The organism is Sporosarcina sp. Y1011 (genome assembly GCF_057669885.1).
In genome coordinates this window covers 126488-148107 of record NZ_JBYHFP010000003.1, presented here as the reverse complement: position 1 = coordinate 148107, position 21620 = coordinate 126488, and the positions used below count along the sequence as shown (strand labels likewise).

General features: G+C 40.6%; 24 protein-coding genes. All 24 read left to right on the top strand.

Translation table 11 applies throughout. The annotated features are described in order from the left end of the window. The 24 genes from fliG to AC25Y5_RS04835 all read left to right on the top strand — a co-directional run bounded on the left by fliG (window position 1) and on the right by AC25Y5_RS04835 (window position 21620). On the top strand, window positions 1-1014 hold the full coding sequence (fliG, locus tag AC25Y5_RS04950; RefSeq protein WP_488139370.1) for a flagellar motor switch protein FliG: 1014 nt from the start codon (window positions 1-3) through the stop codon (window positions 1012-1014). Next, complete coding sequence (gene fliH / locus AC25Y5_RS04945) at window positions 998-1777, top strand: flagellar assembly protein FliH (RefSeq protein WP_488139369.1); 780 nt, start codon at window positions 998-1000, stop codon at window positions 1775-1777. The genes fliG and fliH overlap by 17 nt, the downstream gene beginning before the upstream one ends. 2 nt (window positions 1778-1779) lie before the next feature. Then, window positions 1780-3111 (top strand): flagellar protein export ATPase FliI, encoded by a 1332-nt coding sequence (fliI, locus tag AC25Y5_RS04940; RefSeq protein ID WP_482100613.1) that lies wholly within the window; start codon window positions 1780-1782, stop codon window positions 3109-3111. Next, entirely contained in the window at window positions 3108-3557 is a 450-nt protein-coding gene (gene fliJ / locus AC25Y5_RS04935) for a flagellar export protein FliJ (RefSeq protein WP_488139368.1), read from the top strand. The genes fliI and fliJ overlap by 4 nt, the downstream gene beginning before the upstream one ends. Before the next feature lie 4 nt (window positions 3558-3561). After that, complete coding sequence (locus AC25Y5_RS04930) at window positions 3562-4167, top strand: MotE family protein (protein WP_488139367.1); 606 nt, start codon at window positions 3562-3564, stop codon at window positions 4165-4167. Between the two features lie 40 nt (window positions 4168-4207). After that, a complete protein-coding gene (locus AC25Y5_RS04925) occupies window positions 4208-5398 on the top strand; it encodes a flagellar hook-length control protein FliK (RefSeq protein ID WP_488139366.1) in 1191 nt (396 codons plus the stop codon). Window positions 5399-5401: 3 nt separating this feature from the next. Next, window positions 5402-6049 carry a flagellar hook assembly protein FlgD gene (gene flgD / locus AC25Y5_RS04920; RefSeq protein WP_488139365.1) on the top strand — a complete coding sequence of 216 codons (648 nt, stop codon included), beginning with the start codon at window positions 5402-5404 and terminating at the stop codon, window positions 6047-6049. A gap of 35 nt (window positions 6050-6084) precedes the next feature. After that, a complete protein-coding gene (locus tag AC25Y5_RS04915) occupies window positions 6085-6465 on the top strand; it encodes a TIGR02530 family flagellar biosynthesis protein (protein WP_488139364.1) in 381 nt (126 codons plus the stop codon). Between the two features lie 84 nt (window positions 6466-6549). Continuing rightward, window positions 6550-7425: a flagellar basal body rod protein FlgG gene (gene flgG / locus AC25Y5_RS04910; RefSeq protein WP_488139363.1), complete on the top strand. Its 876-nt coding sequence runs from the start codon at window positions 6550-6552 to the stop codon at window positions 7423-7425. Between the two features lie 83 nt (window positions 7426-7508). Further along, window positions 7509-7730 (top strand): flagellar FlbD family protein, encoded by a 222-nt coding sequence (locus AC25Y5_RS04905; RefSeq protein WP_488139362.1) that lies wholly within the window; start codon window positions 7509-7511, stop codon window positions 7728-7730. Continuing rightward, on the top strand, window positions 7720-8145 hold the full coding sequence (gene fliL / locus AC25Y5_RS04900; protein WP_488139361.1) for a flagellar basal body-associated protein FliL: 426 nt from the start codon (window positions 7720-7722) through the stop codon (window positions 8143-8145). Before AC25Y5_RS04905 ends, fliL begins: the two co-directional genes overlap by 11 nt. A gap of 46 nt (window positions 8146-8191) precedes the next feature. Beyond that, complete coding sequence (gene fliM, locus AC25Y5_RS04895; RefSeq protein WP_488139360.1) at window positions 8192-9190, top strand: flagellar motor switch protein FliM; 999 nt, start codon at window positions 8192-8194, stop codon at window positions 9188-9190. Next, window positions 9183-10358: a flagellar motor switch phosphatase FliY gene (fliY, locus tag AC25Y5_RS04890; protein ID WP_488139359.1), complete on the top strand. Its 1176-nt coding sequence runs from the start codon at window positions 9183-9185 to the stop codon at window positions 10356-10358. The genes fliM and fliY overlap by 8 nt, the downstream gene beginning before the upstream one ends. A gap of 19 nt (window positions 10359-10377) precedes the next feature. Continuing rightward, window positions 10378-10740, top strand: coding sequence for a response regulator (locus tag AC25Y5_RS04885; RefSeq protein ID WP_482100448.1), 363 nt, complete (start codon window positions 10378-10380; stop codon window positions 10738-10740). Between the two features lie 16 nt (window positions 10741-10756). After that, entirely contained in the window at window positions 10757-11452 is a 696-nt protein-coding gene (locus AC25Y5_RS04880) for a flagellar biosynthetic protein FliO (protein ID WP_488139358.1), read from the top strand. Beyond that, window positions 11445-12110: a flagellar type III secretion system pore protein FliP gene (gene fliP / locus AC25Y5_RS04875; RefSeq protein ID WP_488139357.1), complete on the top strand. Its 666-nt coding sequence runs from the start codon at window positions 11445-11447 to the stop codon at window positions 12108-12110. The genes AC25Y5_RS04880 and fliP overlap by 8 nt, the downstream gene beginning before the upstream one ends. A gap of 12 nt (window positions 12111-12122) precedes the next feature. Continuing rightward, complete coding sequence (fliQ, locus tag AC25Y5_RS04870; RefSeq protein ID WP_488139356.1) at window positions 12123-12392, top strand: flagellar biosynthesis protein FliQ; 270 nt, start codon at window positions 12123-12125, stop codon at window positions 12390-12392. Window positions 12393-12396: 4 nt separating this feature from the next. Continuing rightward, window positions 12397-13173 (top strand): flagellar biosynthetic protein FliR, encoded by a 777-nt coding sequence (gene fliR / locus AC25Y5_RS04865; protein WP_488139355.1) that lies wholly within the window; start codon window positions 12397-12399, stop codon window positions 13171-13173. 1 nt (window position 13174) lies between these two features. Continuing rightward, a complete protein-coding gene (flhB, locus tag AC25Y5_RS04860; RefSeq protein ID WP_488139354.1) occupies window positions 13175-14257 on the top strand; it encodes a flagellar biosynthesis protein FlhB in 1083 nt (360 codons plus the stop codon). Between the two features lie 146 nt (window positions 14258-14403). After that, complete coding sequence (gene flhA / locus AC25Y5_RS04855) at window positions 14404-16434, top strand: flagellar biosynthesis protein FlhA (protein ID WP_488139353.1); 2031 nt, start codon at window positions 14404-14406, stop codon at window positions 16432-16434. Next, the gene (gene flhF, locus AC25Y5_RS04850; protein WP_488139352.1) at window positions 16434-17540 is read left to right on the top strand and encodes a flagellar biosynthesis GTPase FlhF; all 1107 of its coding nucleotides are present in this window, start codon (window positions 16434-16436) and stop codon (window positions 17538-17540) included. Before flhA ends, flhF begins: the two co-directional genes overlap by 1 nt. Continuing rightward, window positions 17533-18399 carry a MinD/ParA family protein gene (locus AC25Y5_RS04845; protein WP_488139351.1) on the top strand — a complete coding sequence of 289 codons (867 nt, stop codon included), beginning with the start codon at window positions 17533-17535 and terminating at the stop codon, window positions 18397-18399. Before flhF ends, AC25Y5_RS04845 begins: the two co-directional genes overlap by 8 nt. A gap of 1 nt (window position 18400) precedes the next feature. Further along, window positions 18401-19549, top strand: coding sequence for a protein-glutamate methylesterase/protein-glutamine glutaminase (locus AC25Y5_RS04840; protein WP_488139350.1), 1149 nt, complete (start codon window positions 18401-18403; stop codon window positions 19547-19549). Window positions 19550-19562: 13 nt separating this feature from the next. Next, window positions 19563-21620, top strand: coding sequence for a chemotaxis protein CheW (locus tag AC25Y5_RS04835; RefSeq protein ID WP_488139349.1), 2058 nt, complete (start codon window positions 19563-19565; stop codon window positions 21618-21620).

Here is a 21620-nt window from a genome sequence, read left to right as displayed (position 1 = left end):
GTGGTAAAAAAAGGCAAAGGGATGACGGGTAAGCAAAAAGCAGCACTCCTACTCATTTCCCTCGGTCCAGAAGTTTCAGCATCAATCTATAAGCATCTAAATGAAGATGAAATTGAACGGCTGACACTAGAAATTTCAGGGGTTAAAAAAGTTGAATCATCGGTGAAGGAAGAAATTATCGAAGAGTTTCATAATATTGCTCTTGCACAGGATTATATTTCACAAGGTGGTATTGGTTATGCGAAGACAGTACTTGAAAAAGCGCTCGGCAAGGAACATGCACAAGCGATTATTAATCGTCTAACATCATCTTTGCAAGTACGACCTTTTGATTTTGCCAGACGTGCCGATCCTTCACAGATATTAAATTTCATCCAAAACGAGCATCCACAAACAATCGCGCTCATTTTGTCTTATTTGGAGGCAGAACAAGCTGGAATGATTTTATCGTCATTACCGCAAGAAATGCAAGCAGATATAGCAAAGAGAATTGCGACGATGGATTCCACATCACCAGAAGTCATCAGTGAAATCGAAGCAGTACTTGAACGTAAGCTCTCTTCAACTGTAACGCAGGATTATACGGAAACAGGTGGCATTGATGCCGTTGTTGAAGTATTGAATGGTGTTGACAGAACGACGGAGAAAACGATTCTGGATGCACTTGAAATTCAAGATCCGGAACTAGCCGAAGAAATTCGTAAACGGATGTTTGTCTTTGAAGATATTGTTACACTGGATAACCGTTCGATTCAGCGTATCGTACGTGATTGTGAAAATGAAGATCTAATCCTATCATTGAAAGTTTCAAGTGAAGAAGTGAAAGATATTCTCTTCAGGAATATGTCACAACGGATGGCGGAATCATTCCAAGAAGAAATGGAAGTCATGGGACCTGTCCGTTTGAAAGATGTGGAAGAAGCACAATCACGTATTGTTGGCATTATACGTAGGCTCGAGGAGTCAGGTGAAATCATTATCGCGCGTGGTGGAGGAGATGACATCATTGTCTAATGTATTTCGATCGTTCAATACGAAACTGGAAGATGGAAAGATGAAAGAAATTTCCATACGCAGTCTGACTATTTCGCAGGAAGCCAGCACGATAGTAGAACTATCATTAGATGAAGTGTTAGCTGAACGTGACCGCTTGTTAAGAGAAGCAAGTAAAGCGAATGAGGTTGAAAAAGCGTCGATTGAACAATTTAGACAATCCGCCACTGAAGATATAGCATCTATGCAAAAAGCATGGCAGAACGAGAAAACCGAGCTGCAGCAACAAGCATATGAAGTAGGTTTCCAAGTTGGATATGAGGAAGGGCACAACAAATCTATATCAGATATAGCTGCCTCTATTCAGACCGCAAATCGAGTGACGGAGTTATCAGATGATAACGCGCGCCAATACCTAGATAGCCAGGAACGTGTCATTCTCGATTTAGCAATGCTGTCCGCCGAAAGAATTATCGGGCAGTCGCTTGAGGATGATAAGGAAAAGTATTTATCGGTTATTAAGAGAGCTTTGAAAGAGACACGGGAAATGAAAGAAATTAAATTATACGTTTCTCTTGACTATTTTGAACTTGTTTCGGAGAATCGTTCTGAACTTGCATCTATATTTCCGCCCAATGTGCCTTTTCTTATTTTTTCAAATGAGGATTTTGAATCTGCAGATTGCTATATTGAAACAAACCACGGACGGATTGTTGTAAGCATTGATGCACAATTGAACGAACTAAGGGAAAAACTCATCGAAATCCTAGAAAGTGGTGTTTGATGATGAAAAAAGCGGAGGAACTAATTGAATTCATTCCAAATGTGAAGACCTTCAAGAAACTTGGTCGCGTTGTCCGGGTAGTCGGTTTAATGATTGAGTCACAAGGACCTGAAAGCTCGATTGGTGATGTTTGCCATATTCATTTGAACACTTCTGGTAAAGATACTTCAATTATTAAAGCAGAAGTTGTCGGATTCAAGGAAGAAATCGTCATCCTAATGCCTTATACAAACATACGTGATATTTCAAGCGGCTGTCTTGTTGAAAGCTTTGGAAAACCACTCGAAATCAAGGTTGGGATGAATCTTGTAGGGAAAGTGCTTGATTCTATGGGGAATCCGATTGACAATAGCATTCTTCCAAAAGGGCTGACAACTGTTAGAACAGAACAGGATCCACCGAATGCGTTAACTCGTCCCCCTATTAATGAAAAGCTTGCTGTTGGTGTCAAAGCGATTGATGGTATGTTAACAGTGGGAAAAGGGCAACGTGTCGGAATTTTTGCAGGTTCCGGCGTTGGTAAAAGTACTCTGCTTGGTATGATTGCCCGCAATACGACAGCTGACCTAAACGTCATTGCACTCATCGGTGAACGGGGACGTGAAGTGCGGGAATTCATTGAACGTGACCTAGGACCTGAAGGAATGAGCCGATCTATTGTTGTAGCGACAACTTCTGATCAGCCTGCACTAATGCGTATTAAAGGAGCGTTCACAGCTACCGCAATCGCCGAGTATTTCCGTGACAAAGGGATGAACGTCATGCTTATGATGGATTCCGTAACACGGGTTGCAATGGCGCAGCGGGAAATAGGACTTGCTGTAGGTGAACCACCCGCTACACGCGGTTACACCCCTTCTGTTTTTGCGATACTACCAAAATTATTAGAGCGAACGGGTACGAATGAGTTCGGTTCTATAACTGCGTTCTATACAGTTCTCGTCGATGGCGATGATATGAATGAGCCTATTGCTGATGCGGTACGGGGAATTCTTGATGGTCATATTGTGCTTGACAGAACGCTCGCCAATAAGGGGCAATATCCTGCTATCAATGTCTTAAAAAGCGTAAGCCGGCTTATGAACCATATTGCAGATGAAGAACATGTCAAAGCAGCGGAAAAACTACGTGATCTTTATTATACATACGATAAATCCGAGGATTTGATCAATATCGGTGCCTATAAACGGGGAACATCGAATGAAATCGATCGAGCAATTGAATTTGAGCCACTTATTACGAACTTTTTAAAACAAGGTTATAAAGATAATATTTCAATGGAAGACAGCATAGCGGAACTCGTTTCACTTGGCACTGGAGGTGGGAATGTATGAAACCCTATCTCTATCGATTCGAAAAGGTATTAACGTTCCGTGAACAGGAAAAAACAGAGACTGAAGTAGAATTTAAAGGTGCAGTTGAGGCATTTGAAACAGTTGCTACTAAATTATACGATCTACTGAAAAAGAAAGAAGATATTCTCGCCGAGCAGCAGATAAAGATGGCGGTTGGATTTTCAATTAATGAAATTCATCACTATTCGAGGTTCATTTCCAGTTTAGAGAAAAGGACAGCAGAAATGCAGCAGCAAGTTATGCAAGCCCGCTCAAAAATGAACTGGTATGAGAATAAACTTTTAGAAAAAACGCTCGAGGTGCGAAAGTTTGAAAAAATGAAAGAAAAAGATCGTGAACATCATCGCGCTGAAATGGAACAGCTAGAAGCGGTTCAGCTTGATGAATTGTCGACGCTGAAGTTCCGGAGAAGAGAAAACAGGTGATAATATGGTAAAAAAAACGAAGCCAGAAATAGAACAATCTAACGTTGAAAAAGAAAATAGTACCGGGATATTTCAAGTGCTCTTGCTATGGGTGCTCATCCCGCTACTGTTTGCTACGGCTGTGGGCTTAATCATAGCAACTGTTTTTGACGTAAATCTGTTTGACAAGGCAAAAGGATTGTCGGAAAACCTTCCCTTTATTGCTGAAAAGAAAAATGAGAATCTAGACACTGGGGATTTAGTTCTTGAAGAGCGGGTTGTCACAATGCAAGCGGAAATTCAAGAGAAAGAAGCACAACTATTCAAAGTCCAGACAGATTTGGATACATCATCTGATGAAATTGAGAAATTACTGATTGAACAGGAGAAACTGCTTGATGAAATAGCCGTACTCGTTCGTGAAAAAGATGATTCCAAACGAAATTTTAAAGAGATTTTGACAACTTTTGAACAGATGTCGTCAAAATCTGCAGCCCCTGTCATTACAAAAATGAGTGATGCAGAAGCTATTCGAATTTTAATCGGCTTAAAACCGGATACCCTGGCTGGCATTCTTGAAAAAATGTCACCTGATGATGCTGCAAAATATACCACAATGATGACTAAATAGTAGACGTTTTTCACCGATAGTATTGAAGGGAGGTGAATAAGTGAACATCGCATCACTACAAGCAATGAATGGAATGAAGCTCCAAACAGTGTCGAATAATGCACAATCAGGAAAGTCGGCAACCAACTCATTTGGTTCGATTTTTAGCAGTATTGCTGGAAAAGTCCCATTAACTGAAGGTATAGACTCTGAAGCAATTGACAGTAACGTACCGGCCGAATCAATAATGGCGATTTTTGACGCTACATCACTTAAGGAGCTTGATACAGCTGCAAAGGGTTTAATAGATGATGGAAATGCAGATTCGACCAGTAAACTAGACTCAATTACCAATGCGGGTAATTTGGAAGAGCTTGCAAAAATGCTCGATTTAGATCCTAAACAGCTAATGAAAAGTATGCTTTCACTATTAGAAAAAGCAGGACTTAGCGAAGCTGATTTGTCAGCAGTGTCCAGTACGACTGATTTATGGGCAATAGTAAATGCCGTTGACATTGTGGCTCCACAGTTTTTCAACCAATTGACGGACGCACTTGAAGGAAAAGGTAGTATACCGCAAAGACAGGCGGTTGAACTTTTAACGTTGTTAAAAACAGTAGAAATCGCCGCACCAAAAATCGATTTGCTCATGAAGCAAGAACAGCTTGTTTTCTCCTTGCAAGGCTACTTGGGAACAGCAAATAAGCATTTCGAAGAAAATGAAAACTCTGCAATAAATGCGAAAAACGGCATAGCACAGTTGATGGAATCCAAGCATATCGGACAATTTGTCATTCATGCAGAAAAAGGGGAACTTTTAACTACTGAGGAAAGCCGCAATAACTTGAAAAATGAGACCTTACTACGAGAAATGCAAAATATATTTAAACGTTCAAACTTTGGTCAGACAGGTGGAACGAATCGTTTACTCATCAAACTGTATCCTGAGCACCTTGGACAAGTCCGAATTGAGTTGCTTCAGACGAACGGTGTCATGACAGCAAGAATACTTGCATCAACGGCACTCGGTAAAGAAATGCTGGACAGTCAGTTGCATCAGCTTAGAAGCGCATTCCTACAGCAGAATTTGCAAGTGGAACGTATCGACATATCCCAGGCGTTGCAAGATACAGCTAAGAATGATCGAGAGCATGCATTCAACCAACAAGAAACTGAAGATGAAGACAAACATGAACAAAACGACGACGAAGTGATGTCATTCCAGGAATATATGATTGAGTTGGAGGTGTAAAGAATGATTGATGAACAACAACCCATTTCAAGTTCGATGTATTTGGTCAATAAGAAACGGGATGAGCGAAAAACCGGTGAAGGTGTTATGGGTAAAGATGACTTCATGAAATTATTAATCGCTCAACTGCAAAATCAAGACCCTACGAATCCCATGAAAGATAATGAGTTTATCGCACAGATGGCCCAGTTTTCTTCACTTGAACAGACAATGAATTTATCGAAGTCCTTTGATAAATTTGCTGAAGCGCAAAATCAATCACAACTGATTCAATACAACAGTTTTGTGGGTAAAAGTATTAAATGGCATGAGATGTCGGATAAGGTCGGTGAAGACGGCAAGCCGATTGTCAATGAAGGGACAGGAATGATTAATTCCGTGAAGTTTGTCAATGGTTCGGCGGTCTTTACGATGCAGGATGGAAAAGAACTGACGCCAGGAAATATATCCGAAGTGCTCGCGGGATCAGGAAGTTCAAATAGTCTTGTCGAAGCTAGCATGTTAATCGGTAAAACGGTCGGTTATTCGGCTGGTGATGAAGAGAAGACAGGTACAGTCCTATCCGTTTCCAATAAAGAAGGGAAACTGCAATATATTTTGAACGATGGCAACAGGATTGACGGTAATAGTTTTACGTCGATAAGTCAATAAGTCAATAAGCCAATTAGATAGAACGGAGCGATTGTATGGACAATATGAACATTCATCGCATTCCATCGCAGCCACTCATACGCCAAGGACAACCGCTACCAACTGTGCAAAGCCCGAAACAATCGTTTTTAGAACATCTGAACAAAGCGGTACAACCTGCTGAACTTAAAATCAGCAAACACGCATCAGATCGTCTAGCGGAACGAAATATTCATATTTCTGATGCTGAATGGGCACATGTCACTGAAAAGGTGAACGAAGCGAAGATGAAGGGAATCAAAGAATCGCTTGTATTGATGGATCAGGCAGCACTTATTGTCAGTGCTAAAAATTCAACAGTCATAACAGCGATGGATCGCATGGAAGCGAAAGATCAACTATTTACAAATATCGACGGTACAATCGTACTTAGTTAATATCGGCAGGACCTTAATGGATGCCAATTGCCGCTGACTGATAGACGCGGCTACACTTTTTACAAACGAGAGGGGAAAATATAAATGTTACGTTCAATGTACTCAGGAATTTCAGGTCTACGAAACTTTCAAACAAAGCTAGATGTAATTGGTAACAATATCGCGAATGTCAATACGTATGGGTTTAAAAAAGGACGGACGGTTTTTAAGGATTTGATTTCACAGACAGTTGCGGGGGCTTCAGGACCTGGAGATACACGAGGGGGAGTTAACCCAAAACAAGTAGGACTTGGATCACAAATAGCTACTATTGATACACTTCATACACCGGGTTCGACACAGTTTACTGGAAACACATTGGATTTAGCGATGTCTGGAGACGGATTTTTCCAAGTAGGCCAAAAAAATGCTTCAAACGGTATTGATAATATTCAATATACAAGAGCAGGAAACTTTTATATGGATGAGGTAGGGGCTTTAGTAAACTCGGATGGTCAATACGTTGTTGGAATCCCTGCTGTAAATGGCCAAGACCCCGTGATCAGTACTACGGGAACACCACCATCTGTTGCAGAAACTACCTTAGGAACGATTACTATTCCCACAATGGCTAAAAGCATGAGTGTTGGTCAAGATGGAAAAGTCTCATATGTAGACGATACTGGTGCACTGAAATATGCGGGAACTTTGATATTAGCAAAATTCCCTAACCCAGGTGGATTGGACAAAAATGGTGGGAATAACTTCAATAATTCTCCAAACTCCGGGACAGCCATTTTAAATACGGCCAGTTCTTCAGGTATTGGAACAATCAACTCAGGTTTCCTAGAAATGTCTAACGTCGATCTTGCCGAAGAATTCACTGAAATGATTGTCGCACAACGTGGCTTCCAAGCAAACACGCGTATCATTACAACTTCCGATGAAATTCTGCAGGAACTCGTTAACTTGAAACGATAATTAACGTTATTACTCAGTTAACCTAACATAGCTATATTAGAAAAGGAGGGTCGGGCCGGCTCTTACAGCCCGGCCCCTTACATATGATACAAGTTACTCGACTAAATGGAAGTGCGTTCACATTGAACGCGCTGTACATAGAAAGAATTGAGTCGTTTCCAGACACGACAATCACCCTAACGACAGGGGCAAAGTATGTGGTACTCGATGCGGCTGATGAAGTAAATAGCCGGATTGTCGAATTTTATAAGGCGGTCCAGTTGTTATCAAATCCGCATATACGAGGTGAAGAAAATGAAGAATAAATTACTGACAGTATCCTTAATCATATTAGTTTGTATTACATTAATCGGCGTTGTCGCTCTCATACTAGTTATGCAGCTAAATAAAGTTGATGAAGTGAAAGAGCCCACCATTGATGAGGTTATTGAATCATCGGTCGATGTTGAAGAAATTACAACAAATCTGGGTGACCGACAATTTATCCGTCTCACTTTAAAAATTCAAACAGAAAATAAAGATGCAGCAGAGGAGCTTGCTAAAAGGGATTTTCAAGTGAAAAACATTGTCATCCAAGAACTTTCTGAAATGACGGAGAAAGACCTTGAGGGAAAAATAGGAAAAATGTCGTTTGAGGACGCATTGAAATCCCAACTTAATCCCCTTATGCAAGAGGGGAAAGTTGTGAAAGTCTATATTGTTTCTTATATCATTCAATAACGAATGACGATTAGTCCACTAAATTTAGAGGCCGGGAGGTGACCGTATGTCCGGGGATATATTATCCCAAAACGAGATCGATGCTTTATTATCCGCGATTTCGACAGGGGAAATGTCTGCAGAAGACATGAAGAAGGATGATGAGACTCGTAAAGTCAAAGTCTATGATTTTAAACGTGCCCTGAGATTTTCCAAAGATCAGATTCGCAGTTTAACTAGGATTCACGAAAACTTTGCTAGACTTTTGACGACTTACTTTTCAGCACAATTGCGAACGTATGTCCAAATAAATGTCGCTTCGGTCGATCAGATTCCATTTGAGGAATTTATTCGTTCAATCCCGAATATGACATTAATTAATATTTTTGAAGTTCCACCCCTGGATGGCAATATTCTAATGGAAGTGAATCCAAACATTGCCTATACGATGCTAGACCGCCTGATGGGAGGAGTTGGAGCTAGCCCAGGAAAGGTTGATAATCTGACTGAAATTGAGTTGAAGATTATGACGAACCTTTTTGAACGTTCTTTTGATAACTTACGTGAAGCGTGGTCCGGAATCATTGATATCGATCCCTTTCTTACAGAGATTGAAGTGAATCCACAATTCCTCCAAATGATATCGCCAAACGAAACGGTCGTTGTCATTTCCTTTAATATTATTATTGGAGAATCCAGCGGTATGATTAACATTTGTATACCACATGTTGTTTTGGAGCCAATCGTTCCACAATTATCAGTTCGTTATTTTATGCAGTCCAATAAAAAAGAGCCGACCCCAGAGCAAAGTGTAGTCCTCGAAAAAAGATTGAAAAAGGCTCCGCTGTCCGTTATTGCTGAGCTTGGGGTTGGTGAAATGTCAGTTGAAGATTTTCTATATCTCCAATTAGGGGATGTCATTAAGTTAGATAGTAAGATTGATGATCCGCTCATCATCAAAATCGGTGAAGTACCCAAATTCACAGCACAGCCAGGGCATCTGAAAAACCGTATGGCTGTTCAGATAATTGATATGAAGATTAGAGGGGATGAAGATGATGGGTGATAATATTCTTTCGCAGGAAGAAATTGAAGCGTTGTTACGAGGGGAACCATTACCGAATAGTGAGTCTGTGGTTGAACCAGAAAAAGATGTGATAACCGAAGACTATCTGGATGCAATGGAGCAGGATGCGCTTGGTGAAATTGGTAATATCTCCTTCGGAAGTTCAGCAACGGCATTATCTGCATTACTTGGACAAAAAGTTGAAATTACGACACCAACTATTTCAGTAGTTAGTAAGGAAGAATTAGAAGCGGAGTTCATCCATCCGTATGTTGCCGTCAAAGTGGACTATACAGTAGGGCTTAGTGGGATGAACCTGCTTGTTATTAAACTGAGTGATGCAGCTATTATCGCAGATCTGATGTTGGGAGGCGACGGTTCCGAGCCAAATATGGATCTTGGTGAAATCCATTTAAGTGCCGTCCAAGAAGCCATGAATCAGATGATGGGTTCAGCTGCAACATCGATGTCTACCTTGTTTAATAAAAAAGTTGATATTTCTCCCCCGTCAATTGATTTGATGAATGTCTTGGAAAACAAGGGCCGAGAATTAATACCGGAAGACGATTTATTGATAAAAGTATCCTTTGCACTTAAAGTAGGCACGTTAATCGATTCGAAAATCATGCAATTACTTCCACTAGAATTTGGAAAGAATTTAGTTGCCTCGCTCATGGGCGGGGATGCTGAGGAAGAAACCGCTGCAGTTGCAGAAATGGCTCCTCCTAAACTGCAACAACCTTCTTCCTCTATTCAGCAAAAGTCATATCAAAGCATGGAACAACCCGGCTATGAAGCACAAGCTGTACCACAACAACAAATGCCTATGCGGGAACAACCACCTCAAGTGCAAGTTCAGCAGGCACAGTTTGCTAGTTTCGATAATCCCACTTTAAAAAGTTCGGAAACGAATAACTTAAATATGTTATTGGATATTCCGTTACAGGTTACCGTAGAACTGGGAAGAACAAAACGTTCTGTTAAAGAGATATTGGAGATGTCGAGCGGATCTATAATAGAACTAGACAAACTTGCTGGCGAGCCGGTTGATATTTTAGTGAATAATCGCCATATCGCAAAAGGTGAAGTTGTCGTAATCGACGAAAACTTCGGTGTGCGAATTACAGATATTTTAAGCCAAACAGATCGTTTGAATAATTTAAGATAACTAACAGGGGGTCATGGAAATGGGTAAACGTATATTAATAGTAGATGATGCAGCTTTCATGCGTATGATGATAAAAGATATTTTGACAAAAAATAACTTTGAGGTTGTTGGAGAAGCGGCGGATGGTGCACAAGCGGTTGAAAAGTATTTAGAATTAAAGCCTGATCTCGTTACGATGGACATCACAATGCCTGAAATGGACGGAATAACAGCTCTGAAAGCGATTAAAGAGAAAGACCCATCTGCACTGGTCATTATGTGCTCAGCAATGGGACAACAAGGTATGGTTATCGATGCGATTCAAGCAGGAGCGAAAGACTTCATTGTCAAACCGTTCCAGGCAGACCGAGTCGTCGAAGCAATTGAAAAAGCATTAGGATAACCGAAGGATGAAATTAATGAATGTACAAAAGCTTTTTTTAGCTCTCATTTTTATCGTTATTTTAGTGAATCAATTCTCATTAATAACTGCTAATGCTGACACAGAGCCGGATCCCGATAAGCCTGTGTCAGATTTGTTTACTAAAGACCCGGAAACTGAAACGGAAGACCGTTCAGATTCTGAAGTAGATGTTTCGCCAACTGACGTACCTACAGAAAAAGAATCAGTTGGTACTTCAGCTGGAGATTATATAAAAACAATGTTTGCTTTACTTTTCGTCATCGGTTTATTATTTGGGCTTCTGAAGTTCGTTAATCGGAAAAACAAACTTTACGACAAAAGTCGATTCATGAAAAATATGGGTGGTATCTCACTTGGGCAGCATAAATCAATTCAGCTGGTCGTTATTGGAGAAGCCTACTACCTCATTGGTGTAGGTGATGACATCCGATTATTAAAAGAGATTACTGACCCTGAAGAAATTGACAAGCTTGTTGAGTTCTACAATACAGATACTACTGATTTGCCGACTGGAATGCTCAATCAATTACTAGTTAGAGTAGCAGGGAAATCAAAAAAATCACCTTATGAAAGTTCGGAAGAGTCCACTGATTTTAGCAATCTCTTTAAATCGAGGATTGAGGAGATGAAAGAGGAAAGGAAACGGCATATCGGCCGCTTGACAGAAAAGGAGCGCGACCGAGATGAATGATATCACTCAATTTTTTTCGGATAGTGACCCATCCAACGTATCGACATCCATTAAGATGATGTTGTTGCTGACCGTTTTATCACTTGCTCCGGCGATTTTAATTTTGATGACTTCTTTTGCGAGAATCATAATTGTTCTATCATTCGTCAGAACAGCACTCGCTACAAACCAAATGCCTCCAAACCAAGTACTCGTGGGGCTCGCGCTTTTTCTAACATTTTTTATCATGGCACCGACATTTCAGCAAGTGAACGAAGAAGCACTTACACCTTTATTTGAAGAAGAGATAACACTCGAAGAAGCCTATGAGTTGGCCAGTATGCCATTTAAAGAATTCATGAGTAAACATACCAGGCAGAAAGATTTAGAGTTATTCCTCCGATACAATAAAGCAGATCGACCTGAATCACTTGAAGATATTCCGCTAACGATGCTTGTACCGGCGTTCGCGCTGAGTGAAATAAAAACAGCTTTCCAAATGGGCTTCATGATTTTCATCCCATTTCTAGTCATTGACATGATTGTGGCAAGTATTTTAATGTCAATGGGGATGATGATGTTGCCACCAGTTATGATATCTTTACCGTTTAAAATACTGCTTTTCGTCCTGGTAGATGGATGGTACCTCATCATCAAATCATTGCTGCAAAGTTTTTAGGAGGAGTTTTGAATGACACAAGAAATGGTTATATCAATAGCTGAGCGTGCAATCTGGGTCATTCTATTGACTTCAGGACCACTTCTAATTCTTGCACTCGTTTCGGGACTTGCTGTCAGTATATTTCAGGCTACAACCCAAATTCAAGAACAGACATTGGCATTTGTTCCTAAAATAGTTGCTGTCCTCGTGGGAGTCGTTTTTTTCGGTCCATGGATGCTTGCGAAGGTTACTTCGTTTACGGCTGATATTTTTGAGAATCTTGGTCGGTATATCGGATGATTAGATGGAAGAACTAGTACCTTCATTCGCAGCATATTTACTCGTATTAACACGGGTCACGGCTTTTTTTGTAACACTTCCACTGTTCTCTTATAAGGCAATCCCCGCGACGCATCGCATTATTTTCGGAGTGGTGCTTGCTTGGATAATGGTCTATACGATTGATATTCCTGATTTAGAGATAAATGGAGCTTATTTTCTCTTGATTATGAAAGAAGCAATGACTGGATTATTTATTGGGGTCATAGCCTTCATCGTCATGTCTGCAATACAGATTGCTGGCGGCTTCATCGATTTTCAGATGGGCTTCGCCATTGCGAACGTCATTGATCCTCAAACGGGGGCACAATCTCCGTTGTTAGGACAGTTTTTCAACTCGCTTGCAATTCTTCTATTGCTCGCATTGAACGGACATCATTTGTTGTTGGATGGTATTTATTACAGCTATCAATTCATTCCAGCGGATCAACTTTGGCCAGCTTTTGGTGAAGAGCGGCTGGTTGAGTTCGTTATAAAAACGTTTGCGACTACATTTGCAATTGCTTTTCAAATGTCAATACCGATAGTGGCAACCTTATTCCTAGTCGATTTGGCACTTGGAATTACAGCAAGGGCAGTACCGCAATTAAACATTTTCGTCGTTGGATTTCCAATCAAAATTGGCGTCAGTTTCATCGTTCTATTTATTATGATGGGCGTTATGATTCAGGTAATGAAGAAATTGTTTGAAGTGATGATTTTGAGTATGAGGGACTTGATGATTATTCTTGGAGGTGGTTAATATGTTATTGCGGCTAAATCTGCAATTTTTTGCAGGAGAAAAAACCGAAAAAGCCACTCCAAAAAAGCGCCAAGATTCTCGGAAGAAAGGGCAAGTACTTAAAAGTCAGGACGTTACAAGTGCAATTCTTCTACTTTCCGTGTTCCTTTTCCTGTTTTTTTCAGCGGGAATGATGAGGGACCGCTTTTTCGTGTTTTTCCATCAGGCGTTTAATGAATTCATCACAATACCTAAATTGGATGAAGCCCAGGCAATGATTATTTACAGTGATGTATTGATTCAAATGGCTTTTATCCTGTTGCCTGTTATGCTCATTGCTGTCGTTGCGGGCATAGCGGGGAATGTGTTCCAATTCGGCTTACTTATTACAGGTGAACCGTTAAAAATGGATTTAAAGAAAATTGACCCTATCAAAGGATTCAAACGTATTTTTTCCATTCGTGCGATTGTGGAATTAATGAAATCCATATTGAAAATTTCATTTATCGGTACAACTACAACCCTTATCGTCATGGCAAATATCGACAAAGTACTTGGATTGGCGTTCAAAAGTCCATGGGATACGTTAACGACTGTAGCCCAACTGACGGCGTTAATGGGAATCGTAGCTGCATTAGTATTGTTATTCATTTCCTTATTAGATTTTATTTATCAGAAATTTGACTATGAAAAAAATCTCCGGATGTCTAAACAGGATATCAAGGATGAATATAAAAACTCTGAAGGTGATCCTATCATCAAATCACGTATTAAGCAGCTTCAACGTGAAATGTCGATGAGGCGCATGATGCAGGAGGTACCAAATGCAGATGTCGTCATTACAAATCCTACCCATTATGCGATTGCGTTAAAGTATAAGGATGGAGATATGGATGCGCCAATTGTTGTTGCAAAAGGCGTTGACTTCATTGCTCAAAAGATTAAATTGATTGCTAAAGAACATGACGTCGTAATGGTCGAGAATCGCCCGCTTGCCAGATCACTTTATGATGATGTTGAAATTGGCGGGAGGATCCCGGAAGAGTTCTTTAAAGTAATTGCTGAAGTACTTGCGTACGTGTACAGAATTCAGCGCAAAATTTAACTTAGTTACAAGGGAAGGATTGAACCGCATCCTTTAAGGAAGGATCGAACTATATCCTTCCTACTATGACTAGCTCAATTCAAAATCTGAAAATAAATATGCTTTGGCTTATTTGATTACATTACATACAAGAAAGTAGGGATGACATGCAATTCAGAGATATAGGAGTGCTCGCGGCGGTCATCATGATCGTTACGATGCTTGTCATCCCGCTTCCACCATGGCTTTTAAGTTTCTTAATTATTATAAATATTACACTCGGACTTTTAGTTCTTTTAACAGCCATGAATATGCAGGAAGCGTTACAGTTTTCAATTTTTCCTACATTAGTACTTCTTCTTACGCTTTTCCGTCTTGGCCTCAACGTTTCAACGACGCGTGCAATTTTAGCGAACGGTGATGCAGGGAGTGTCGTTGAGACATTTGGGACATTCGTTACAGGCGGGAATATCGTTGTTGGTCTCGTCGTTTTTAGCATTCTTGTGATTATCCAGTTCATCGTCATTACAAAAGGGGCGGAGCGGGTAGCTGAAGTAGCTGCCCGTTTCACACTCGATGCAATGCCGGGGAAACAGATGAGTATTGACGCCGATTTGAACGCGGGAATGATTTCGGAAACAGAAGCACGTACTAGACGTGAAAAAGTTAGTAATGAGGCCGACTTCTACGGTGCAATGGACGGAGCAACAAAATTCGTCAAAGGGGACGCAATCGCTGGAATTATCATTGTTATTATAAACTTACTCGTTGGTATGATAATCGGTGTTGCCCAAATGGGACTGCCATTCGGGGAAGCGGCATTACTCTTTTCACAATTGACAGTCGGTGACGGGATTGTTTCCCAAATACCTGCCTTACTCACATCCACAGCGACCGGTATTGTCGTCACTCGCGCCGCATCTAAAGGTAATCTGGGTGCGGATATTACTTCACAGCTACTAGGACAGCCAAAACTGCTTTATGTTGTTGCTGCTACAGTATTATTGCTTGGTCTCTTTACGCCGATTAATGACATTTTTACGCTGCCAATTGCACTTGCGTTAGCGGCGGGAGCCTATATAATGTCTAAAAAAGTTTTAGAAGATCCCAAAGAATTGCTGGAAATGGAAGAGGATATAGAAACAGAAGGTCTGAAAAGTCCTGAAAACGTTGTTAATCTACTCAATATCGATCCGATTGAATTTGAATTCGGTTATGGACTTATCCCGCTCGTTGATGCAACTCAAGGCGGAGATCTACTTGACCGTGTTGTCATGATCCGTAGGCAACTTGCAATTGAGTTGGGGCTTGTTATCCCTGTTGTTCGTATCCGAGATAATATCCAGCTACAACCAAATGAGTATAGGATCAAAATTAAAGGCAGTGAATTGGCGAGAGGTGAACTGCTTCTGGATCATTATCTTGCAATGAGCCCAGGTGGCGATGATTCAATAGAAGGCATTGATACAATCGAGCCTTCGTTCGGACTTCCAGCTAAGTGGATTACTGAAGAGGTGAAAGAAGATGCTGAAATTCTTGGCTATACAGTTGTTGATCCGCCAAGTGTAGTTTCGACGCATCTGACCGAAGTGATTCGTGCGAATGCTGCAGATTTGATTGGTCGTCAAGAAACAAAACAACTTGTCGATCATGTCCGTGAAACGTTCCCGATTCTTGTAGATGAGTTGACACCTACACCATTATCGATTGGTGAAATTCAAAAAGTACTTGCAAAATTACTTAATGAGCACGTTTCAGTGCGGAATTTACCTATTATTTTTGAAACACTCGCGGATTATTCTAAATTCACGTCTGATGTTGATGTCTTAACGGAGTATGTCAGGCAAGCACTTGCTAGGCAAATTACGAATCAGTATGCAGCAGCCGGTCAATCACTTAAAGTACTGACGGTGTCTGGAAAAGTGGAGAAAATGATTGCTGACAATATCCAACAGACTGAACAAGGTAATTATTTATCAATTGACCCGCAACATTCACAGGAAATTCTCGAATCAATCGCAGGCGAAGTAGAGCGTGTTGCATTGATGGATCAATCTCCAGTTGTTCTTTGTACTCCGGCAATCCGAATGTACTTGAGACAAATAACTGAGCGGTATTTCCCGCAAATTCCAGTGTTATCATACAATGAACTCGAATCTTCAATTGAAGTCCAAAGTGTCGGGGTGGTGGATATCTGATGAAAATGAAAAAGTATTCGGCTGATTCGATGGTGGATGCCATGAAAAAAGTACGCATGGATTTTGGGGATGATGCGATCATTCTAAGTTCATCTGTCGTTAAATCGAAAGGTTTTCTAGGGCTATTTAAAAAGAAATCCGTGGAAGTAGTCGCAGGGTTCGATGAACCAGTAATGAATGTAGCAGAAACTGTAGTTCCATTTATTGCATCAGACGTGGATAGAGTCGAGTCTGTTGAATTGAAGAAAGAAATGACCGAAGTGAAAAAAATGTTGAGGGATATGCAGCAATCTGCATCTCATTCTCGGTTTCCTGATGAAATCAAACCGTTGCTCGCGCATCTCCATAAACAGGGGTTGTCGGAGAACACTATTCATCAAATAGGTGAAAATCTTTTTAATCGGATGAAAGCTGATAAAAAAGATTTTACTGTGGAAGAGCAACTTCAGATTGTTAAGCAATTTCTGGACCAAGAAATTGGAAGCTTACCGTTCGGCGGTATATCTTTCAACAAAAAATACATTAACGTGCTGGGACCTACAGGGGTAGGGAAAACGACTACAATCGCTAAAATTGCTGCAAGAGCGCTACTTGAAAAAAAGAAGAAAATCGGTTTTATTACTACTGACACATACAGAATCGCGGCAATCGAGCAGCTACGTACATATGCGAACTTATTACAAGCACCGGTGGAAGTCGCATACAACAGCAATGATTTTGAAAAGGCGATTGAGAAACTGAAAGACTTGGATTTGATTTTTATCGATACGGCTGGCCGGAATTACAAGGAGGCTAAGTTCGTAGAAGATTTGACACGCCTCATCGATTTTTCACTGGATATGGAATCATATCTGGTATTATCTGTGACTTCAAAGGAAGAAGATATGAGGGTAATTGTAGAACAGTTCAATGCATTTCCAATCGAGAAATTCATTTTCACGAAAATGGACGAAACAGGCTCAATGGGTCCCGTCATTAATTTGATGAAGGATTATGGAATTGGAACCGCATATTACACCGACGGTCAAGAAGTGCCGGAAGATATCATTGAAGCAGATAGCATGAAACTTATCACTTTATTATTAAATGGTGCTTATGATGCGTGATCAGGCTGAAACGCTCAGACTTAAGATGATGAAGTCCCAAGGTGAAATATCAAAATCGATTGCAATAGTAAGTGGAAAAGGCGGAGTCGGAAAATCAAACTTCTCAACAAATTTTGCCTATGCGCTTATTTCAAAAGGGAAGAAAGTACTCATTATCGATATGGATATCGGAATGGGTAACATTCATATCCTTCTCGGTATGACACCACAATATAGTTTGAGAGATTATTTGTTAGGAACACAGGAATTGGACGTAGTGATTAATGAGGCGCCTGGGGGTCTGTCTTTCATATCAGGAGGTTCTGGCCTTGATACGGTGATGGAGTGGTCATCGGAAATGTTCGAGAGACTCATTCAAGCATTTGAGTATCTGCAAAAACAATATGATTTCATATTGTTTGACATGGGAGCCGGTGCGACTCAAAATTCGATTGAATTGATTGTTGCGGTCGATGAAATCATTGTGATTTCGACATCCGAACCGACTTCCATCACAGATGCATACTCTATGATGAAATTCATCTGTCTTCAAGATTCTGAAAAAGTGTTCAGCATTGTAAGCAATAGGGTTACAAAAGGAGATGATGGAAACGATGCCATTACAAGACTACAGTATGCAATGCGTAAGTTTCTTGGTAAAGAGACGAGAATTCTAGGTTTCCTTCCTGAAGACCCGGTTGTTCATAAAGCGGTTATTGCACAAGAACCATTTTTGCTTCTATTTCCAAACGCCCCTATTTCCAAGAGAATATTTGCAATTGCAGAAACTTTTATTAGCCCTAGCTCTACTGAAGCGGTCAAAATAGAAGAAAGGTTCCTTGGAAAACTTAGGAGCCTATTTACGAAAGGGCGTGGATAATTTGAATAGAGACAACCGTAAGAAAGTGCTTGTCGTGGATGATTCAGCGTTTATGCGTAAGCTCATATCAGATTTCCTTTCGGGGCATCCTGAAATCGAAGTGATTGGGACCGCTCGCAATGGTAAGGATGCGGTTGAAAAAGTGCTGTCTTTGAAACCTGACGTAGTTACGCTAGATATTGAAATGCCAATTATGAATGGCCTCGAAGCACTTAAAAAAATGATGACTGATCACCCGGTACCAGTCGTCATGCTTTCCAGCACAACAAAAATTGGAGCGGAAAATACGATGCTGGCTATGGAATACGGAGCAATTGACTTCATCGCTAAGCCAGGTGGTGCAATTTCCTTAAATCTTCACGAGGTGAAGGAAGAAATAATTGAAAAAGTCATTGCGGCCGCAGAGGTTGATATATCTAAAGTAACAAAGAAATTCACTAATCTGCGGTTAATCGAGCCGGCACCATCAAAATTGACTAATCAACCAATCAGAACTACATCTGAGATTGCTTTGACTTCTAATGATCAGAAAGAGTCGATAAATGTTTCCAGAATAAATAGTAAGATAACAACTAAAACATTTGTTATAATAGGTACATCGACCGGGGGACCTAGGGCATTGCAAGAAGTGCTTACGGGTTTGCCCGCATCCATATCCGCGCCCATACTTATTGTTCAACATATGCCACCAGGTTTTACAAAGTCTTTGGCAGATAGACTGGACGGTCTTTGTGATATCCATGTCAAAGAGGCAGAAGATGCCGAGTTGCTTGAAAACGGGACAGCGTATATTGCACCAGGGGGAAAGCATTTAAAAATTAAAAAAATAGGCATGAATTACTACGCTCATCTGGATGCAGTGGAACTACCACGTATGGGACATCGTCCATCCGTCGACGTACTTCTTGAGTCAGCAGCAAAAAGTAATCAATTAAACTATTTGACCGTTATCATGACAGGAATGGGGTTTGACGGAAGAAATGGAATGGTGCTTCTTCGGGAAAGCTGCAGGACAATCACTATAGCCGAATCAGCAAAGTCATCAGTCGTTTACGGTATGCCAAAAGCCATAAAAGAAGCTGGACTGGCTGATCAAGTTGCAGACTTGGAAAATATAGCAGGACTGATAGTGCAAAATTTAAAGTATTGAAGGGGGTGGCATGATGGATACAAGTCAATACTTGGAAATGTTTATTGAAGAAAGTAAGGAACATCTTCAATCATGCAACGAACATCTGTTAGAACTCGAAAAGAATCCGCAAGATCTTGGCATAGTAAATGAAATTTTCCGATCCGCCCATACATTGAAAGGGATGTCGGCAACGATGGGATATGAAGACATCGCCGCACTGACCCATATGATGGAAAATGTGTTGGATGCAATCCGTAACTCAAAGATACGTGTTACAACTGAAATTTTGGACGTTGTACTTAGGGCTGTTGACTATCTTGAAGAGATGGTCTTGGATATTGCAACGGGTGGGACCGGTAAGAAAGATGTACAGGACCTCGTTCAATCACTCAACAGAATTGAAGCTGGAAAAGATCCAGTCAGCAAGGCTACATCAGAAACCGCAGCAACTGCTGAAGCGTCTGTTATAAATGGTAAAGATGAAGGAAATCCCCTTCATTATGATGGATATGAAATGACTGTCATCAGCCAATCTTTTGAACAAGGATTTAATGCGTTTGAAATTACCGTTCAGCTGCGTGAGGACTGCTTATTAAAAGCAGCGAGGGTTTTTATGGTATTTGAAATACTTGAGAAGTCCGGAGAAATTATCAAGTCCGAACCGAAAGTGGAACAACTTGAGAATGAAAACTTTGAAGAAATCTTTACTGTTGCATTAATTACAAAAGAAAATGCGGATGCATTAAAGACTAAAGTAATGAAAGTATCTGAAATCCAAAATGTTACTGTGACGCAAATTACAAATGATTACCTGAAGCAGGATAATGACGATCAGGTAGAAGAAGTTTTGGAAAACAAAAAGGCTATTTCAAATGTCCCTGACGTGAGTAAAAGTCCAGATGAACAAAAGGGTAAACGAAATACAGGTGTGCAATCAGGCAACAAAACGATTCGAGTGAATATTGATCGACTGGATGTCTTAATGAACTTGTTTGAAGAGTTGGTTATAGACCGAGGCAGACTCCAATCAATTGCTAGCGAAATCCATAATTCGGAACTGAATGAAACTGTCGAAAGGATTACACGAATATCAGGTGATTTGCAAACAATTATCTTAAATATGCGTATGATACCCATTGAGACAGTTTTTAATCGTTTTCCTAAAATGGTAAGACAGCTAGCGCGTGATTTGAATAAGAAAATCAATCTCGAAATTATTGGAGCAGAAACTGAGCTGGACCGGACAGTTATTGATGAAATCGGCGATCCTCTTGTCCATTTAATCCGTAATGCATTGGATCATGGAATTGAAAGTCCGGCCGAACGGCTAGCACAAGGCAAGCCTGAAGAAGGTACAGTAACACTACGCGCATATCATTCCGGGAATCATGTCTTTATTGAACTTGAGGACGACGGTGCAGGTGTTAATCGTCAACGTGTTCTGGAAAAAGCAATAAAGAGCGGCATCATTTCGGAGGAAATGTCTGAGACATTGACGGACCGTCAAGTAGCAGAACTCATTCTTGCATCCGGTTTCTCGACAGCTGAAAAAATTTCGGATGTCTCGGGCAGAGGAGTTGGTCTGGATGTAGTGAAAAACACAATTGAGTCTCTCGGTGGCTTCATTTCGATTGAATCGAAAGAAGGTCAAGGTTCTTTATTCCAAGTACAGCTCCCGTTAACACTTTCTATTATTTCTGTCATGCTTGTGGAATTGGGAGATGAAGTATTCGCAATTCCATTGTCATCAATCATTGAAACGGCAATTATTCAAACAACGGAAATTATGAATGCCCACAACCAAAGAGTAATTGATTTCCGTGGCAATATTATACCACTTGTCAACTTAATGGAAATTTTTGAAATGCCGGAAACAACTAGTGTTACTGACGGACATCAATCAATTGTTATCGTACGAAAAGGTGATAAGTTAGCAGGACTTGTTGTCGGTGGCTTTATCGGGCAGCAGGAAATTGTGTTGAAGTCGCTGGGGAATTATTTACAAAGCGTATTCGCGATATCTGGCGCAACGATTCTAGGAAATGGACAAGTTGCGTTAATAGTCGATTGTAACGCATTGATTAAATAG

Excerpts from the sequence above, each read along its gene's own strand:
- fliH (WP_488139369.1), top strand. The coding sequence starts at position 998 with ATGACATCATTGTCTAATGTATTTCGATCGTTCAATACGAAACTGGAA.
- fliI (WP_482100613.1), top strand. The coding sequence starts at position 1,780 with ATGAAAAAAGCGGAGGAACTAATTGAATTCATTCCAAATGTGAAGACC.
- fliJ (WP_488139368.1), top strand. The coding sequence starts at position 3,108 with ATGAAACCCTATCTCTATCGATTCGAAAAGGTATTAACGTTCCGTGAA.
- AC25Y5_RS04930 (WP_488139367.1), top strand. The coding sequence starts at position 3,562 with ATGGTAAAAAAAACGAAGCCAGAAATAGAACAATCTAACGTTGAAAAA.
- flgD (WP_488139365.1), top strand. The coding sequence starts at position 5,402 with ATGATTGATGAACAACAACCCATTTCAAGTTCGATGTATTTGGTCAAT.
- AC25Y5_RS04915 (WP_488139364.1), top strand. The coding sequence starts at position 6,085 with ATGGACAATATGAACATTCATCGCATTCCATCGCAGCCACTCATACGC.
- flgG (WP_488139363.1), top strand. The coding sequence starts at position 6,550 with ATGTTACGTTCAATGTACTCAGGAATTTCAGGTCTACGAAACTTTCAA.
- AC25Y5_RS04905 (WP_488139362.1), top strand. The coding sequence starts at position 7,509 with ATGATACAAGTTACTCGACTAAATGGAAGTGCGTTCACATTGAACGCG.
- fliL (WP_488139361.1), top strand. The coding sequence starts at position 7,720 with ATGAAGAATAAATTACTGACAGTATCCTTAATCATATTAGTTTGTATT.
- fliM (WP_488139360.1), top strand. The coding sequence starts at position 8,192 with ATGTCCGGGGATATATTATCCCAAAACGAGATCGATGCTTTATTATCC.
- fliY (WP_488139359.1), top strand. The coding sequence starts at position 9,183 with ATGGGTGATAATATTCTTTCGCAGGAAGAAATTGAAGCGTTGTTACGA.
- AC25Y5_RS04885 (WP_482100448.1), top strand. The coding sequence starts at position 10,378 with ATGGGTAAACGTATATTAATAGTAGATGATGCAGCTTTCATGCGTATG.
- AC25Y5_RS04880 (WP_488139358.1), top strand. The coding sequence starts at position 10,757 with ATGAATGTACAAAAGCTTTTTTTAGCTCTCATTTTTATCGTTATTTTA.
- fliP (WP_488139357.1), top strand. The coding sequence starts at position 11,445 with ATGAATGATATCACTCAATTTTTTTCGGATAGTGACCCATCCAACGTA.
- fliQ (WP_488139356.1), top strand. The coding sequence starts at position 12,123 with ATGACACAAGAAATGGTTATATCAATAGCTGAGCGTGCAATCTGGGTC.
- fliR (WP_488139355.1), top strand. The coding sequence starts at position 12,397 with ATGGAAGAACTAGTACCTTCATTCGCAGCATATTTACTCGTATTAACA.
- flhB (WP_488139354.1), top strand. The coding sequence starts at position 13,175 with ATGTTATTGCGGCTAAATCTGCAATTTTTTGCAGGAGAAAAAACCGAA.
- flhA (WP_488139353.1), top strand. The coding sequence starts at position 14,404 with ATGCAATTCAGAGATATAGGAGTGCTCGCGGCGGTCATCATGATCGTT.
- flhF (WP_488139352.1), top strand. The coding sequence starts at position 16,434 with ATGAAAATGAAAAAGTATTCGGCTGATTCGATGGTGGATGCCATGAAA.
- AC25Y5_RS04845 (WP_488139351.1), top strand. The coding sequence starts at position 17,533 with ATGCGTGATCAGGCTGAAACGCTCAGACTTAAGATGATGAAGTCCCAA.
- AC25Y5_RS04835 (WP_488139349.1), top strand. The coding sequence starts at position 19,563 with ATGGATACAAGTCAATACTTGGAAATGTTTATTGAAGAAAGTAAGGAA.